Consider the following 16,260-nt stretch of genomic DNA (forward strand, 5'->3'; position numbering starts at 1 on the left):
GAAGAGCTGAGCGGCGGCCGACGGTTTCGGTCGCCGCTCAGCGCTCCGACAAATCCAGCGTGGCCGGCACCGCGCGGCTGACCGCGTCCGCGACATCGACCAGCGGCGCGGCCGGCTCGGCGAACTTCTTCGGCACCGACACCTCGACGTTGGCCCGACGGTAGACGGTGGTGAAGCGCACGCCGTCGGCGTACTTCGAGAACGTCCAGGTCACCCCGTTCACCTCGACCGAGTCGGCGGGCTCCGAGTTCACCTTGGTCGGGTCGATCACCCGCATCGACGCGGGCAACGCCACCCCGCAGCGCAGCACGATCGCCGGATCGCCCCACGCGGCGATCAGCGGGGACTTCGGCGAGACCTCGCGCGGCCCGGCGTTCATCACCTTGCTCGGCAGCGCGTCGTGCAGGGCCCGGCACGCCTCGGTCGCCGCCCCCGGCGCCGGCGTCGGCGCGGTCACCTCGATCCGCCCCGACCCGTCGCCGCACCCCGTCGCGGTCAGCACGAGGACCGGAAACAGGCACGCCAGAACACGGGGAGAGAACACGTCCTCGATCCTAGGTCCTGTCCGGCGGGTCTTGGTGGATCAGGCCGCGTCGTCCGGTGCCGTGCATCGGCGTGCCGGAGAAGCAGCCGCATAGTGGTTCTATTCGGCTGTTTCTCCGGTGCGGCGAGGTGCGGTGCCGGGCGGCGCGGCCCCGCCAAGATCCGCCGGACAGGGCCTAGGCGCGTCGAGGGCGGGACTCCTTCGCCGGGGTCAGCCCAGGTTGACCACCGGACACGTCAGGGTGCGGGTGATGCCGTCGATGCGCTGCACCTCGGCGACCACCAGGCGGCCCAACTGGTCCACGTCGGTGGCCTCGGCCCGCACGATCACGTCGTAGGGGCCCGTGACGTCGTCCGCCCGGGTCACCCCCGGCAGTGCGGCGACGGCTCTGGCCACCGACGCCGAACGGCCGACCTCGGTCTGGATCAGGATGTATGCCTGTACCACCACGGCCTCCCGGCGCGCAGGATGATGGGATCTTGACGGGATCCCCGCTGCTGCGACCATTGTCGGCCCGGCGGGGCTCGGCGACCACAGCGGAAGCCGATGCATCACAGGTGCCGGGTCCCGAACCGGCATCCCGAACAGGCAATCCCGAACGGACACCCCGAACAAACATGGTCGACGAGGCGGATCAGGGCTGATGGGCATGGCAGGAGAGCGGCGATGAGCGGGACGCTGGGCGATCTCGGCGAGTTCGGCCTGATCGGGGCGCTGGTCGCGCGTGTGCCGACGGGGCCGCACGTGTCCCTGGGGCCGGGCGACGACGCCGCCGTGGTCACCGCCGCCGACGGTCGGGTGGTGGCCACCATGGACCTGCTCGTCGAGGGTCGGCACTTTCGGCGCGACTGGTCGACCGCGTACGACGTGGGCCGCAAGGCCGCCGCGCAGAATCTGGCGGACGTCGCGGCGATGGGCGCGGTGCCGACCGCGCTGCTGATCGGGCTGTGCGGACCGCCCGACCTGCCCACCGGGTGGGCGCTGGAGCTGTACGACGGCCTGCGCGACGAGTGCGCGGTGGTCGGCGCGGGTGTGGCGGGGGGCGATGTGGTCGGCAGCGACACGGTCACGGTCGCGGTGACCGCGCTCGGCGACCTCCAGGGGCGCGCCCCGGTCGTGCGCTCGGGCGCCCGGCCGGGCGACGTGGTCGCGGTCGCCGGCTGGCTGGGCTGGTCGGCGGCGGGGCTGGCGATCCTGGGCCACGGGCACCGCGCGCCGCGCGCGTTCGTGGAGGCGCACCGCCGGCCCGAGCCGCCCTACGACGCCGGGCCCGGCGCGGCGGTCCTGGGCGCGACGTCGATGATCGACGTCAGCGACGGCCTGCTCGCCGACCTGGGACATGTCTCGCGTGCGTCCGGGGTGCGGATCGACGTGTTGTCCGACCGGCTGGACGTACCGGCGCAGATGCGCGACGTGGCGCGTGCGCTCGGCGCCGATCCGCTCAACTGGGTGCTCACCGGCGGTGAGGACCACGCACTCGCGGCGACCTTCCCGGCGGGCACCGCGCTGCCGGCGCGCTGGCGGGTGATCGGACGGGTGCACACGGGCACGGGGGTCACCGTGGACGGGCGCGACCCCGACGTCGCCGGCGGGTGGGATCACTTCGACCGCGGCTGAGACTCGTGGGTCGGGGCCGTCGGGGGCGGGAAAGTGGGCCCGAAACGGGCGCGGATAGGCTGCACGGCATGGTGCAGACTCCTCCGCGTGTGCTGACGGTGGCCGGCTCCGACTCCGGCGGCGGCGCCGGGATCCAGGCCGACCTGAAGACGATGCTGGCCCACGGCGTGCACGGGATGAGCGTGATCGCCGCGGTGACCGCGCAGAACTCGCTCGGCGTCCAGGGCTACTGGGAGCTGCCGGCCGAGGCGGTGCGGGCCCAGTTCCGCAGTGTGGTGGACGACATCGGCGTACAGGCGATCAAGACCGGGATGCTCGCGTCGCCGAACCTGGTCGCGGTGGTCGCCGAATTGCTGGGCGACGTACGGGTGCCGGTGGTGGTCGACCCCGTGGCGTCGTCCAAGCACGGCGACACGCTGCTCGCCAACGACGCGCTGGAGACCCTGCGCACCCGGCTGCTGCCGGTGTCCACGCTGGTCACCCCCAACCTGTACGAGGTCGAGCTGCTGACCGGCCACAAGGTGCGCGAGCGTGCCGACATGCGCGGCGCGGCCGAGGCGATGCTCGGCTTCGGCCCGAGCTGGGTGCTGGTCAAGGGCGGCCACTTGGAGGGTGAGGCCGCGGATCTGCTCTTCGACGGCACCGACGAGCGGTGGTTCACCAGCCCGCGCTACGACAACCGGCACACCCACGGCACCGGCTGCACGCTGGCGAGCGCGATCGCCTCGCGGCTCGCGCTCGGCGACACCGTGCCGGACGCGGTGGCGGCGGCGAAGGAGTACGTCACCGGCGCGATCCGGGCCGGCTTCCCGCTCGGCGAGGGCATCGGTCCGGTGGACCACGCCTGGCGGTGGCGCAACGGGTTCTGAGCGACGCACGGGCCCGGGGACACGGCCGATCCCCGGGCCCGTACCGAATCACCCGCCCCGGACATGCCGAAGGGCCGGTCCACCCAGGGGTGAACCGGCCCTTCGAGAAGTCGAGCAGTCGCGCGACTAGCGGGAAACCTTGCCCGCCTTGATGCACGAGGTGCAGACGTTGAGGCGCTTCGGCGTGGCACCGACCTTCGCACGCACCGTCTGGATGTTGGGGTTCCAGCGACGGGGCGTCCGGCGGTGAGAGTGCGAAATGCTGTTGCCGAAGCCCGGCCCCTTGCCGCAGACGTCGCAGTTGGCAGCCACGGGAACACTCCAAAGACGAATGGGAATTGCGTACGAACGCGTGCCGGCGAATGCCGGACAACCGCAGAAGAGTAACCGACGGACCAGGCGATGCGCGAACCCGGGATGATCCGGGCATGGGCAATCGGTCGATCTCGCCATGCTTCCCGCCAAGCCTAACCCATCCGGGTAGGCCGCTTCACCGCTCCCCGTCTCGATAACCTGCCGGCGAACGGGACGCGCACAATCGGATTCGTACAGGAGGTGGGCGTGCAGGGCCTGCTGGGAGAGCTGGACGGTCCGGCGGTACGCCGCTGGGGTCGCGTCGCGCTGGAGTTGCTGGGACGGGCGCGCGAGGAGATCGACGCGCTCAACGTGTATCCCGTGCCCGACGGCGACACCGGCACGAACCTGTTCCTGACCCTGGAATCGGGAACCGCCGAGGTCGACGCGCTGTTCGGCGCCGACCTGCCCGAACCCGATCTGCCGACCGCCTTCCGGGCGCTCGCGCACGGTGCGCTGATGGGCGCGCGCGGCAACTCCGGGGTGATCCTCAGCCAACTCCTGCGCGGCATGGCCGAACGGTTCGAGGCCGAGCAGGTCGCGGCGCGCGCGAGCGGCCGGGAGGTGCCCGCCGGGCTCGCCCTCGCGCACGCGCTGCGCACCGCCGCCGACGCCGCGTACGCCGCGGTGGCCCGGCCGGTCGAGGGGACCATGCTCACCGTGGCCCGGGCCGCGGCCGATGCCGCCGCCGGGGCGGGCGAGGAGATCCGACCGGTGGTGCGGGCCGCCGCGACCGCCGCCCGCGGCGCGCTGGCGCGTACCCCCGAGCAGCTGGACGTGCTGCGCCGGGCGGGTGTGGTGGACGCCGGCGGGCGCGGGCTGACCGTGCTGCTCGACGCGCTGCTCGCGGTGGTCACCGGCGAGCGCTCGGCGTACCGGATCCACCCGCACCAGGTGCACACGCCCGTCCCGGTCCCGTACGCCGACCCCGTCGGGTCCGAGGAGGACGCCGGCGGTGGGCCCGGGTTCGAGGTGATCTACCTGCTCGACGCGCCCGACGACGCGCTGCCGGCGCTGCGCGAGCGGCTGGGCGCGCTCGGCGACTCGCTCGTGGTGGTCGGCGGCGAGGGGTTGTGGAACGTCCACGTGCACGTGGACGACGCGGGCGCCGCCGTCGAGGCGGGCATCGCCGCAGGCCGCCCGCACCGCATCCGGATCACCCACCTGGAGCGGGTGCTCGTCGGCACAGCGGCCCCCGAACCCGCGCCGACACGCGGGATCGTCGCGGTCGCCCACGGCGACGGCCTGGCCACGCTGTTCGCGGAGAACGGCGCGCACGTCGTGCAGGCCGGGCCGGGCCGGGGGCCGTCCACGAGCGTGCTGGTGGACGCGATCCGGCGGACCGAGGCGCGCGAGGTGGTGCTGCTGCCCAACGACGCCGACTGCCACGCGGTGGCCGGGGTGGCCGCCCAGCAGGCCCAGGCGGCCGGGGTGCGGGTCCAGGTGATCCCGACCAAGGCCGCCGTCCAGGGCCTGGCCGCGCTCGCCGTGCACGAGCCGGGCCGGCGCTTCGACCAGGACATCGTCGGGATGACCTCGGCCGCAGGCGCGACCCGCTACGGCGCGCTCACCGTCGCCGTCCGCGAGTCGTGGACCATGGCCGGCGTCTGCCAGGCGGGCGACGTGCTCGGCGTGATCGAGGGCGACATCGCGGTGATCGGCCAGGACCAGCGCGAGACCGGCACCGTGGTGGTGGACCGGATGCTCGCCGGCGGCGGCGAACTGGTCACCCTGGTCACCGGCAGCGCCTGCCCGCCGGGCCTGGCCGCCGCGATCGAGCGCCACCTGCGGGCCACCCGGCTCGGTGTGGACGTGATGGTCTACGAGGGCGGCCAGGAGGTGTACCCGCTGCTGATCGGGGTCGAGTAGGCGCCGACCCGGCGGTTGGACCACGTCGATGACACCACCGCCCAGTACCGTTGGGCGGCATGTCGCGCCTTGACGAACCGCTGAAGAAACTCGTCGGCGACCGCACGGCGACGGTGCTGGCCAAATCCCTCAAGCTGGACACCGTCGGAGATCTGCTGCGCCACTACCCCCGGCGCTACGCGGAGCGCGGGCGCCTGACCGACCTCTCGCGCCTGGAGCCCGAGGAGCACGTCACCGTGATGGCGGAGATCGCCAAGGTGACCAAGCGCCAGTTCCGCAACCGGCGCGGCAACCTGCTCGAGGTCGAGGTCACCGACGGGCGCGGCAAGCTCACCCTGGTCTTCTTCAACCAGGCCTGGCGCGAGGAGGAACTGCGGCCCGGCCGGCGCGGGTTGTTCGCGGGCAAGGTGGGCCGGTTCAACAACGTGATCCAACTCAGCCAGCCCGACTACCAGCTGGTCGGCGAGGACGACGAGGACGGCGTGGCGAACCTGTTCGCCGGTGCGCTGATCCCGGTCTACCCGGCGGCGGCGAGCATGCCGTCCTGGAAGATCGCCCAGTGCGTCGGCATGGCGCTGGACACGCTCGGCGAGATCGGCGACCCGCTGCCCGCCGAGATGCGCACCCGGCGCGGCATGCCGGGGCTGGCCGAGGCCCTGGTCCAGGTGCACCGCCCCACCTCCTGGGAGGACGTCGCCGCGGCCAAGGACCGGCTCAAGTGGGACGAGGCATTCGTCCTGCAGATCGCCCTGGCCCGCCGCCGCCGCGACGCCCGCGCCCAGTCCGCGGTGGCCCGCCCCCGTCGCCCCGACGGCATCCTCGACGCCTTCGACGCCCGCCTGCCGTTCGAACTCACCGACGGCCAGAAGGACGTCTGCGCCGAGATCGAGACCGACCTGGCCGGCGAACACCCCATGCACCGCCTCCTCCAGGGCGAGGTGGGTGCCGGCAAGACGTTGGTGGCGTTGCGGGGGATGCTCACCGTGGTGGATGCCGGGGGGCAGACGGCGTTGTTGGCGCCCACCGAGGTGTTGGCCCAGCAGCACTACCGGTCGATCGTGGAGATGCTCGGGCCGCTGGCCGAGGGGGCCGGGATGTTGGGCGGATCCGAGGTCGGGACCAAGGTGACCCTGCTCACCGGGTCGATGGGGGTGGCCGCGCGCCGGGCCGCGCTGCTCGATCTGGTCACCGGCGAGGCCGGGATCGCGATCGGCACGCACGCGCTGATCGAGGACAAGGTCGAGTTCCACGACCTGGGCCTGGTGGTGGTCGACGAGCAGCACCGGTTCGGCGTCGAGCAGCGCGACGCGCTGCGCGGCAAGGGCAAACGGCCGCCGCACCTGCTGGTGATGACCGCGACGCCGATCCCGCGCACCGTGGCGATGACCGTGTTCGGCGACCTGGAGACCTCGATCCTGGCCCAACTCCCCTCCGGACGCTCGCCGATCGCCACCCACGTGGTCCCGGCGAAGGAGAAGCCGCACTTCCTCGACCGCGCCTGGGAGCGGGTGCGCGAGGAGGTGGGCAAGGGCCATCAGGCGTACGTGGTCTGCCCGCGGATCGGCGACGAGGAGGACGACCCGAAGGCGAAGAAGAAGGCCGGGACGAAGGCCGGGCGGAAGGGCGCCCGCAAGCGGGACGAGGACCTGCCCGCCGAGGCGTACCTGGACGACCCCGAGGACATCGGCGCCGACGCCGACGGCGGGGCCGAGGAACGCCGGCCGCCGCTGGCCGTACTCGACATCGCGGCCGCGCTCGGCGAGGGCCCGCTGGCCGGCCTGCGGATCGCCGTGCTGCACGGCCGGATGGCGCCCGAGGACAAGGACGACGTGATGCGCCGGTTCACCGCCGGCGAGGTGGACGTGCTGGTCGCGACCACGGTCATCGAGGTCGGCGTCAACGTGCCCAACGCGACCGCGATGGTGATCATGGACGCCGACCGATTCGGCGTCTCCCAACTGCACCAGCTGCGCGGCCGGGTCGGCCGGGGCAGCGCCCCCGGACTCACCCTCCTGGTCAGCGAGATGCCCGGCGGCACCTCGGCACGCGAGCGCCTGGACGCGGTGGCGGCGACCCTGGACGGCTTCGAGTTGTCCCGGATCGACCTCGAACAACGCCGCGAGGGCGACGTGCTCGGCGACGCGCAGTCCGGCTCCCGCTCCTCGCTGCGCATGCTGGAGGTGGTCCGGGACGAGGAGCTGATCGTGGCCGCCCGCGAGGAGGCGAGCTCGATCGTGACGACCGACCCCGACCTGACCGAGCACCCCGACCTGCGCAGCGCGCTGGCCAGCATCCTGGACGACGAGCGCGCGGAGTACCTCGACAAGGGCTGACCGCCCTCGCTCCGCTCCGACGCGCCCCCCGCGATCACCCGTTCGGAGCACGCGCGACGCCCGGCCGGTTGGTTACCAATGGGCCATGGACGCACGTACGGGGGACGAGGGCTTCGACGCGCTCTTCTGCGAGTTGCTCCCTCGGTTGTACCGGCGGGCCGTGTTGCTCGCCGGCGAGGGCAGCGCCGAGGACGCGGTGCACGAGACCTACCTGAAACTGGCCCGCAGACCCGACCGGCTCCTGGGCCACCCGGAGCCGTACGCGTACGCCTTCCGTGCGCTGGTCAGCGTCACCCGCGACATGTGGCGGGTGCGCAGCCGACAGGTGCTGCTGGCCGAACCGCCCGAACCGGAGCACGCGCACATGGGCGCCGCCGACCCGATCGCCCGGCGCGAGGCGGAGTGGGAGGCGGTGCGGATGCTCGGCTCGCTGCCCGCCAAACAGGCCGCGGCGGTGCTGCTGGTCGACCTGGACGGCTACACGATCGATCAGGCCGCCGAGATCCTGGGCGTGCACCGCGGGACGGTGTCCCGCTCGCGCGAGCGCGCCCTGACCCGGCTGCGCGCCGGCCTGGGCGGCCCCACCGGCCGGTTCCGCCGCCGGGACCGGCACGAAGGAGTGACCCGGTGAATCCGTCGCCCCCCGACCTCGACGACCCCGACGACGCGGTCCGCGAACTGCGCGTCCGGCTGCGCGACGCGGACGCGCACTGCGCTGAGCCGCCCGGCCTCGCCGCGCGGGTGACGCGCAGGCCGGCCCCGCGCCCGAGGTGGCGCGGGGCGTTCGCGACGGTGCTCACGGCCGTCGTGGTGGTCGCCGTGGTCGGCCTGAGCGCGTTCCTGGCGGGCCGGCACAACCCCGCCGAGCGGCCGACGCCCAAGCCGCCCGCCGCGCGTGCGGCCAGCGTGCAGGGCGAGGTGTACAACTCGGAGGAGCCGTGTCGGGCGCTGCGCACGATCGAGTGCTCGCTCGGCGTCTTCCACAAACCGGCCCTGTCGTCGCGGACGGCCGACCTGGCCGAACGGGTCTGGCACGGCGACCGGGTGCTTCTGGTCTGCCTGCTCGCCGACGGCCCGCGCGTCACCGACGAGACCGGCGTCGCGTCCCGGCACTGGTATCGGGTGGTGGTCCTGGGCACCGGCGCCGAGGGCTGGCTGCCCGGCGTGCGCACCCGCAACGAGACCGAGGTCCCGGACTGCACGTGAGCCGGGGCCGACCCGGCACATGAGCACGGGCCGGACGGCCGGACGCGGCCGGGGGAGGGGACAAACTCGCCCCCGGCCGCGCCGGGTCGCGCCGGTCAGCAGTGGTACATGCCCGGCATCGGGTCCTGCGGGGTGAGCACCCGCTGTGCGGGCAGGAAGCCGTGTCCGCCGTCGTCACCGTCGGTGTAGTACCAGATGTTGTTGCCGCCCGAGTGCGGGTCGCCCTCGGTCCAGCAGCTGAAGTAGCTGTAGGTGGTGGTCAGTCGGCTGACCACGGGGGCCCAGAAGTAGGGCTGGGAACGCAGGTCGCTCACGCCGTTGCCGCAGTGCAGGGTGCCGTTGCTGTCCACGTAGCAGTTCGCCGTCGCGGTCTGCGGGGCGGCCGAGGCGGCGATCGCCGGGGCCGCGCCGGACGCGGCCAGCGCGACGCCCGCCACGGCCATGGCGAGGAGGGTGCGGAGCTTCATCGGGATCTCCCGGTGCGTGGGGTGGATGTCGCCGAGCGGGTCGATCGCACGGATCGACGCGACGGATCGACGCGGTCGTCGCACGGCGGTGGCGCCCCCGCCGTGCACACCCTCCAAACGATCGGGAAACCCCGCGTGTATGACACGTCACGCACGGTATTCGGGCCCGGATGCCGCCGGCCGCGACCAGTCGATAGCGTGGACGCCATGCCGGACACGTACGCCGAACCCGCCCCCGTCGCCGCCCACGCGGCCGCCCCCCGTCCGCGAGCACGCGGATGACCCGGGTGATCGCCGGCGCGGCACGTGGTCGCCGGCTCGGTACCCCGCCGGGGGAGAACACCCGGCCGACCTCGGACCGGGCCCGCGAGGGGCTGTTCTCCACCCTCCAGTCGCTGCGCGGCACCATGCACGGCGCGCGGGTGCTCGACCTGTTCGCCGGCTCCGGCGCGGTCGGCCTGGAGGCGCTGTCGCGCGGTGCCGCGCACGCCCTCCTGGTCGAGTCCGACGCCAAGGCGGCCGGCGTGGTCCGGGAGAACATCCGCCTGGTCGGCCTGCCCGGCGCCGAACTGCGGCCGGCCCGGGCGGAGAAGACGGCCGGCGCGCCGTGCCCCGGCGAGCCGTACGACGTGGTCTTCCTCGATCCGCCGTACGCCGTCACCGACGGTGAGGTGGGCGCGCTGCTCGACACGCTCGCCGAACACGGCTGGCTGGCGGCCGACGCGCTGATCGCGGTCGAACGGGCCACGCGCGGTGGGCCATTCGCGTGGCCCGCCGATTTCGTCGAGATCAGATCCCGTCGCTACGGCGAGGGAACGCTCTGGTACGGTCGCGCCGCGCAAGCCTGATCAGGCGGCCGGACCGTCGGGTCCGCACCCGCCGGCACCCGATTTCGAGGGGAACCTCCGTTGCGTCGAGTCGTCTGCCCCGGTTCGTTCGACCCGGTCACCAACGGTCATCTGGACATCATCGGCCGGGCCTCCAGCCTCTACGACGAGGTCTACGTGGCGATCGGCTTCAACCGCGCCAAACGCTCCGGTCTGTTCACCATCGAGGAGCGCATCGACATGCTCCACGAGGTGGTCGAGCAGTACGGCAACGTCAGGGTCGAGGCGTTCGAGGGGTTGCTGGTCAACTTCTGCAAGGAGCGCGAGATCCCGGCCATCATCAAGGGGCTGCGCGCGGTCACCGACTTCGACTACGAGTTGCAGATGGCCCAGATGAACTACGGTCTTACCGAAGTGGAGACCCTGTTCGTCGCGACGAACCCCCTCTACAGCTTTCTGTCGTCGAGTCTCATCAAAGAGGTCGCGACGTACGGAGGCGACGTGTCCGGCCTGGTGCCGGAGACGGTGCTACGTCGGCTCACCGAGCGGCTCGCGCAGGGCTGACGCGGCACGTGCCTCGTCACCGGGCCGACCGCCCGGGGCGAGTCGGTCCGTCACGCGATGCCGGCGAACACGACGGCTACCGTCGGTTTGAGGAGAGAGAGCAAGCCCGTGGACGTGCAGCCCAAGCTCGATGAACTGATCGCCCTGGTGGAGAACGCCCGCTCGATGCCGATGTCGGCGTCCTGCGTGGTCAATCGCGCGGACGTGGTGGCCCGGCTCGAGGAACTCAAGAACCTGCTGCCCGAGGAGTTCCAGCACGCCCGCCGGGTGCTCGGCGACCGCGAGTCGGTGATCGAGGAGGGGCGCCGCGAGGCCGAACGGGTGCTGGCCAAGGCGCGGGAGGAACGCGGTTCGCTGGTCGCCGACACCGAGGTGGCGCGCGAGGCGTACGGCGAGGCGGAGCGGATCCTGACCGAGGCCCGCCACGAGGCCCAGCGCATCCGCGAGGAGGCCGACGACTACGTCGACCAGAAGCTGGCCAACTTCGAGGTGGTGCTCACCAAGACGCTCGGCGCGATCGGCCGGGGCCGCGACAAGATGCGCGGCCGGCGCCCCTCCGACGAACTGGGCGAGTACATGCAGGCGCAGGAACTGGCCGACGCGCAGGCCAAGGCCCGCCCCGGCAGCCTCCAGGCCCAGCTCGACGGCCACGAGGAGACCTTCGCCGCTCCGCAGCAGCAACAGCCGCAGCAGCCCGGCCGACCGGAGTACCCGAGCGCGCCGCCCGCCGCACCGACCGTGCCCGCGCAGGCCGGCCCCTACGGCCAGGACACCTACGCGCAGCCCGGCTACGGACAGCCCGCCTACGCGCAGGGCACGGGCGTCGACAACGGCTACGCGGGCGGCTACGAGGGCCAGTACGACATGGGCCAGTACGATCAGCACGGGCAGCCGCAGTACCCGGGCCCGCACGACCAGGCACAGCACCACGCCGGGCCGAACACCGGACAGCAGCCCGCCTACGACCCGCAGGGCGGCTACGGCCAGTCGCTGGACGAGACCAGCTTCTTCGACACGAGCCTGATCGACGTGCGCCAGTTCCAGCAGGACGGCGGCCGGCAGTAGCCGGCTCGCCCGACCCGGTCCGGCGCTTCGCGCGGCCCGCTCGAATGGCCCCGTTTGGGGCCTGGCGCGCGGGCTGCGATACTCTTACGGACCGACCCTGCCCGAGGCGTGTTCTTCGCGTGCCCCGAGGGTCGGCACCCTGACCATTCGAGCCTCCCGGCGACGGGAGGTGGCATTGCATGAGGTAGGACACCCTGGACCGCTTGGATCACCGCAAACCGCTCGTCGTCGACACACGCGAGCTGGGGCGCCGGCCTGGATCCATGCTGAAGGTGTCCCGCACCGTGCCGGCCCCGGTGGACATGGGTGTGGCGGATGTGATCGGCGCTCCCGAAGGTGTCCCGATCCGGCTGGGTGTCCGGCTGGAAGCGGTCATGGAGGGTGTGCTGGTCACCGGCGTCGCGCAGGTGCCGCTGACCGGTGAGTGCGTCCGGTGCCTGGAACCGCTCGAGCGCGAGCTCACGGTGCGTTTCCAGGAGCTGTACGTCTACCCGGACACGGACGCCGACGAGGACGCCCTCCGGCTGCAGGACGACCTGTTCGACCTGGAGCCGGTCCTGCGGGACGCGACGGTGCTCGCACTGCCGCTCTCGCCGCTGTGCCGGGAGGATTGCCCGGGTCTGTGCTCCGAATGCGGAGCGCTGCTCGCGGAGGACCCCGACCACAGTCACGAGCTCGCCGACCCCCGGTGGGCGAAGCTGACCAGCATCTTCGACGGACCTTCCGCCGAAGCCGACGTTGACGGCGCCTCCGGCGCCGACGAGAACCAGGAGAAGTAGCCGTGGCTGTTCCGAAGCGGAAGATGTCGCGCAGCAACACCCGGCACCGCCGGAGCCAGTGGAAGGCCACTGCCGCCAACCTGGTGACCTGCGAGCGCTGCCGTGAGCCCAAGCTGTCGCACATCGCGTGCCCGAGCTGCGGCACCTACAACCGCCGCCAGGTCCTCGACGTCTGATCAGGCCGGTGGTAGTTCCGGTGACGGAATCACTCGCGCAATACGCGGATCTGGAAGGGCGGCTGGGCTGGTCGCTCGATGCCGCCCTTCTGGAACGCGCCCTCACCCATCGTTCGTACGCCTACGAACACGGCGGGCTGCCGACCAACGAGCGCCTGGAGTTCCTGGGCGACTCGGTGCTCGGCCTCGTCGTCACCGACACGCTCTACCGCAGGCACCCCGACCTGCCCGAGGGCCAGCTCGCGAAGCTGCGGGCCGCGGTCGTCAACTCGCGCGCCCTCGCGGGCGTCAGTCGGCGACTGGACCTGGGCGCCTTCATCCGGCTCGGCCGCGGTGAAGTGGGGACCGGCGGGCGGGACAAGTCCTCGATCCTGGCCGACACGCTCGAGGCCATCCTCGGCGCGGTGTACCTGGACCAGGGCCTGGACGCGGCGACCGAGCTGATCCACCGGTTGTTCGATCCGCTGATCGAGCAGTCGGCGAATCTCGGCGCGGGCCTGGACTGGAAGACCAGTCTCCAGGAGCAGACCGCCGCGGCGGGCATCGGAGTCCCCGAGTACGTGGTCTCCGAGACCGGCCCCGACCACGAGAAGACCTTCACGGCCCTGGCCCGGGTCGCGGGTGTCGATTACGGCACCGGCGTCGGACGGAGCAAGAAGGAGGCGGAGCAGCAGGCCGCCGAAAGCGCTTGGCACTCGATCCGCGCCAAGTACGGAGACGGTTCCGGCGCCTCGCCGGCCACCGCCTAGTCTCCGAGCCAATGCCTGCCGATAGGTAAGTTCGAACCGGTCGACGACCCCCGTCCTCGCCCGGCACGACCTCACCTACCGGCAGGCATTTTCGCATTCCCGAACCCGGCCCCGCCGGGTCCGGCTTCCTCAGTCGCGCCGTCTCCAGGGGGAGTGCCCACGTGCCCGAACTGCCCGAGGTCGAGGTCGTCCGTCGCGGACTGGAGACGTGGGTGGTGGGCCGGACCATCGCACGTGTCGAGGTCACCCACGAGCGGGCGATCCGCCGCCATCTCGCGGGTTCGGCGGACTTCGCCGACGCGCTGGTCGGCGCCCGCGTGCACGCCGCGCGCCGGCGCGGCAAGTATCTGTGGTTGCCGCTGGTGGCGCCCGGCGCCGAGGAGCCCGAGGACGCGCTGCTGGCGCACCTGGGGATGAGCGGCCAACTGCTCGTGCAACCGGCCGAGGCGCCCCGGGAGAAACACCTGCACGTGCGCTTCGGCTTCACCGACGGCGGGCGCGAGTTGCGCTTCGTCGACCAGCGCACGTTCGGCGGGCTCGCGGTCGAGCGCGGCGGCGCCGAACTGCCGCCCTCGATCGCGCACATCGCGCGCGACCCGCTCGATCCGCTGTTCGACGACACGCTCTTCCACGCCGCGCTGCGCCGGCGCAACACCGAGGTCAAGCGCGCGCTCCTGGACCAGTCGCTGGTCAGCGGCATCGGCAACATCTACGCCGACGAGGCGCTGTGGCGCAGCCGACTGCACGGCGCGCGCCCGACCGGACGGTTGACCCTCGCGCAGACCACACTGCTGCTCGCCTCGGTCCGCGACGTGATGAACGACGCGCTCGCGGCGGGCGGCACCTCGTTCGACAGTCTGTACGTCAACGTGAACGGGGAGAGCGGCTACTTCTCCCGCGGCCTGGACGCCTACGGCCGCGAGGGCGAGCCGTGCAACCGGTGCGCGACGCCGATCCGGCGCATCTCGTTCATGAATCGCAGCAGTTACTTCTGTCCGTCCTGTCAGCGCACGCCACGCAGGGCGACGGTCGGGGCGTAGGCACGGTAGTCAGGGAGCGTGTCATGGCATTCAACGGGGACATCGTCGTCGTGCGTGGGGCACGACCGTTGTCCGAGTTCGCGCCGCACGTGGATGTCGCGGCGCACCCGGCCCGAACGATGTGGGAGTCGCCGGACGGCTGGACCGCGACGCATGTCCGGCACGACGACGATCCGTTCGCGTTCGAGCGGCCGTGGGTCGCCGCGCTGGCGGCCAAGGCCGACTCGCCGGTGCTGGTGTGCTGGGTGTTCGAGACGCACGTGGCGCACGTCCAGGGGGTGAGCGAGGCCGGGGAGTGGGAGGCCTGGCTCAACCCCGGCGAGGCGGCGGCGCATCTGGCGATGAGTCGGCTCGAACTGGAGGCGGCGCGCACCGGCGACGACGTCTTCGACGGCGACGGCGACCTGCTGCGGCCGGCGCGTTACGCCGAACTGCGCGACGAGGTGGCCGAGGTGCTCGTCCGGGCCCGGCCGAAGGTGGCCGCGGCGGCGGTGCGCTGGGCTCGGGCGGCGGGTCGACCCACCACCCGGCCGGCGATCGAGGGGGTGCTCGCGCGCAACCAGGGCGAGTCGGGGCTGCGCGTGTTCGGCCTGCTGGCGGATCGACTCGGGGTGGGCCCCTGCTGACCGGAGCCCGCGGTGTCCGGGTGCCCTGGGGTGTCGGGGTGCGTGGAGCGGGTCAGCGGCCGAATTCCTGGGTCCACCACGGGCCGCCGGTGCCCTCGTGGATGCCGACGCCGAGTTTGGTGAGCGAGCAGTCGAGGATGTTGCGGCGGTGGCCCGGGCTGTTCATCCAGGCGCGCATCACCGCGTCGGCGGTCTTTTGGCCGCGCGCTATGTTCTCCGCGCCCAGGTAGCTCACGCCGGCCTTCTCGGCCCGGTCCCACGGGGTCTGCCCGTCGGGCGTGTTGTGGTCGAAGTAGTCGCGGGCGGCCATGTCGTCGCTGTGCGCGCGGGCCAGTGCGACCAGCTTCGCGTCGTTTTTGACCGGGCCGCAGCCCGCGCTCGCCCGCTCGTCGTTGACCAGCGCGAGCACCCGCTCCTCGGGGTCGCTCGGCAGTTTCGGCGCGCTCGTGGACGGCGTCGCCGCGGGCTTGCCGGGCGTCGGGGTGCTCGGGCTCGGCGTGCCGGTACCGGTGCCGGCGCTGCTCGGGGTGCTCGGCGGCGCGGTCGTGGTGGGGGCGGTGCCGGCGCCGGGATCCGGCAGGGCGGTGCGGCCGGTGGTCGCCGCGCCCGGCAGCAGGCTGCGGGACGCCTCGTCGCCGGTGCGGTCGGCTCCGGCGAGGCCGGCCGGCCCCGATCCGTCGAGGGGCCGCCCGGCGCGGTCGCCGTCGGGGCCGCTCGCGTGCCGCGTGGAGGATTCGCCGGCGTGCTCCGAGACGACCATGCCGGCCACCGTGCCGCCCACGGCGAGTACGGCCAACAGGGCGAGCAGGGGCGCGAGTCGTCGCCGTCGCGACCTCGCGCGTCGTCGATGCGGGCGTGCCGACGTCGGAGTGCGACTGTGCCGGGCCATGGAGGGTCGAGTCACCTTCCGGCAGGGGGAGGTCGATTCACCCGAACGGGTGTGGTGCCGGTGTGACTCTAGGGCACGGCTGTCGGGAGTTGGCGGACAACCGGAATCTTCTTGACGCCGACGTCGAAAGATGATCTCGTACACCCAGCACGACGACCGTCGCCCCAGTCCGCGGAAAACTGCGTTGATCGGGTGAAGGTCCCGTTATCGTGCCGTTATGATATTGACCTCCTGCGCTTTTGGTGCGACGCTGGAAGCCCGCGCACCCTATCAGGAGCCTTGCGGC

The 16,260-nt window shown here is 72.7% G+C and carries 19 protein-coding genes; 14 read left to right on the top strand and 5 right to left on the bottom strand.

Translation table 11 applies throughout. From position 1 onward, the window contains the following. Nucleotides 1–37: 37 nt before the first annotated feature. Nucleotides 38–544, bottom strand: a complete 507-nt coding sequence (locus ACMXN5_RS22440; RefSeq protein ID WP_439676694.1) for a DUF3515 domain-containing protein — start codon at nt 542–544, stop codon at nt 38–40. Between the two features lie 210 nt (nt 545–754). Continuing rightward, complete coding sequence (locus ACMXN5_RS22445; RefSeq protein ID WP_126642809.1) at nt 755–991, bottom strand: Lrp/AsnC ligand binding domain-containing protein; 237 nt, start codon at nt 989–991, stop codon at nt 755–757. 219 nt (nt 992–1,210) lie between these two features. On the opposite strand from ACMXN5_RS22445, the gene ACMXN5_RS22450 reads away from it, so the two are divergent. After that, a complete protein-coding gene (locus ACMXN5_RS22450; RefSeq protein WP_078975275.1) occupies nt 1,211–2,161 on the top strand; it encodes a thiamine-phosphate kinase in 951 nt (316 codons plus the stop codon). Between the two features lie 68 nt (nt 2,162–2,229). After that, on the top strand, nt 2,230–3,030 hold the full coding sequence (gene thiD / locus ACMXN5_RS22455) for a bifunctional hydroxymethylpyrimidine kinase/phosphomethylpyrimidine kinase (RefSeq protein WP_439676695.1): 801 nt from the start codon (nt 2,230–2,232) through the stop codon (nt 3,028–3,030). A 126-nt stretch (nt 3,031–3,156) separates the two neighbouring features. On the opposite strand, the gene rpmB is transcribed toward thiD, so the two are convergent. Then, complete coding sequence (gene rpmB, locus ACMXN5_RS22460; RefSeq protein ID WP_078975273.1) at nt 3,157–3,342, bottom strand: 50S ribosomal protein L28; 186 nt, start codon at nt 3,340–3,342, stop codon at nt 3,157–3,159. Between the two features lie 243 nt (nt 3,343–3,585). Between rpmB and ACMXN5_RS22465 the strand changes: the two genes are divergently transcribed. From ACMXN5_RS22465 to ACMXN5_RS22480, 4 genes are all read left to right on the top strand, one after another. Then, on the top strand, nt 3,586–5,253 hold the full coding sequence (locus tag ACMXN5_RS22465; RefSeq protein WP_395788030.1) for a DAK2 domain-containing protein: 1,668 nt from the start codon (nt 3,586–3,588) through the stop codon (nt 5,251–5,253). A gap of 59 nt (nt 5,254–5,312) precedes the next feature. Beyond that, nucleotides 5,313–7,586, top strand: coding sequence for an ATP-dependent DNA helicase RecG (recG, locus tag ACMXN5_RS22470; protein ID WP_439676696.1), 2,274 nt, complete (start codon nt 5,313–5,315; stop codon nt 7,584–7,586). An 85-nt stretch (nt 7,587–7,671) separates the two neighbouring features. Beyond that, nucleotides 7,672–8,217, top strand: a complete 546-nt coding sequence (locus ACMXN5_RS22475; protein WP_439676697.1) for an RNA polymerase sigma factor — start codon at nt 7,672–7,674, stop codon at nt 8,215–8,217. Then, on the top strand, nt 8,214–8,792 hold the full coding sequence (locus tag ACMXN5_RS22480) for a hypothetical protein (protein ID WP_439676698.1): 579 nt from the start codon (nt 8,214–8,216) through the stop codon (nt 8,790–8,792). Before ACMXN5_RS22475 ends, ACMXN5_RS22480 begins: the two co-directional genes overlap by 4 nt. A gap of 95 nt (nt 8,793–8,887) precedes the next feature. Here the strand turns inward: ACMXN5_RS22480 and ACMXN5_RS22485 are convergent, their stop codons facing one another. Next, on the bottom strand, nt 8,888–9,259 hold the full coding sequence (locus ACMXN5_RS22485; protein WP_439676699.1) for a hypothetical protein: 372 nt from the start codon (nt 9,257–9,259) through the stop codon (nt 8,888–8,890). 278 nt (nt 9,260–9,537) lie between these two features. On the opposite strand from ACMXN5_RS22485, the gene rsmD reads away from it, so the two are divergent. The 8 genes from rsmD (at nt 9,538) to ACMXN5_RS22525 (ending at nt 15,085) form a co-directional block, all read left to right on the top strand. After that, complete coding sequence (rsmD, locus tag ACMXN5_RS22490; RefSeq protein ID WP_439676700.1) at nt 9,538–10,107, top strand: 16S rRNA (guanine(966)-N(2))-methyltransferase RsmD; 570 nt, start codon at nt 9,538–9,540, stop codon at nt 10,105–10,107. Nucleotides 10,108–10,167: 60 nt separating this feature from the next. Further along, nucleotides 10,168–10,650, top strand: a complete 483-nt coding sequence (coaD, locus tag ACMXN5_RS22495) for a pantetheine-phosphate adenylyltransferase (RefSeq protein ID WP_078975266.1) — start codon at nt 10,168–10,170, stop codon at nt 10,648–10,650. 108 nt (nt 10,651–10,758) lie between these two features. Then, a complete protein-coding gene (locus tag ACMXN5_RS22500) occupies nt 10,759–11,715 on the top strand; it encodes a cell division initiation protein (RefSeq protein WP_380042475.1) in 957 nt (318 codons plus the stop codon). A gap of 263 nt (nt 11,716–11,978) precedes the next feature. Next, nucleotides 11,979–12,494, top strand: coding sequence for a YceD family protein (locus ACMXN5_RS22505; RefSeq protein ID WP_246127283.1), 516 nt, complete (start codon nt 11,979–11,981; stop codon nt 12,492–12,494). Nucleotides 12,495–12,496: 2 nt separating this feature from the next. Next, a complete protein-coding gene (rpmF, locus tag ACMXN5_RS22510) occupies nt 12,497–12,670 on the top strand; it encodes a 50S ribosomal protein L32 (RefSeq protein WP_026218805.1) in 174 nt (57 codons plus the stop codon). Nucleotides 12,671–12,678: 8 nt separating this feature from the next. Further along, nucleotides 12,679–13,419, top strand: coding sequence for a ribonuclease III (gene rnc, locus ACMXN5_RS22515; RefSeq protein ID WP_395788044.1), 741 nt, complete (start codon nt 12,679–12,681; stop codon nt 13,417–13,419). Between the two features lie 161 nt (nt 13,420–13,580). Continuing rightward, the gene (gene mutM / locus ACMXN5_RS22520) at nt 13,581–14,459 is read left to right on the top strand and encodes a bifunctional DNA-formamidopyrimidine glycosylase/DNA-(apurinic or apyrimidinic site) lyase (protein WP_439676701.1); all 879 of its coding nucleotides are present in this window, start codon (nt 13,581–13,583) and stop codon (nt 14,457–14,459) included. A gap of 23 nt (nt 14,460–14,482) precedes the next feature. Then, nucleotides 14,483–15,085, top strand: a complete 603-nt coding sequence (locus ACMXN5_RS22525; protein ID WP_379995245.1) for a hypothetical protein — start codon at nt 14,483–14,485, stop codon at nt 15,083–15,085. A gap of 52 nt (nt 15,086–15,137) precedes the next feature. On the opposite strand, the gene ACMXN5_RS22530 is transcribed toward ACMXN5_RS22525, so the two are convergent. Further along, nucleotides 15,138–15,881, bottom strand: coding sequence for a CAP domain-containing protein (locus tag ACMXN5_RS22530; protein ID WP_439676702.1), 744 nt, complete (start codon nt 15,879–15,881; stop codon nt 15,138–15,140). Nucleotides 15,882–16,260 lie beyond the last annotated feature (379 nt).

Origin of the sequence: Embleya australiensis, from assembly GCF_051903075.1 — a bacterium.
Taxonomy (GTDB): domain Bacteria; phylum Actinomycetota; class Actinomycetes; order Streptomycetales; family Streptomycetaceae; genus Embleya.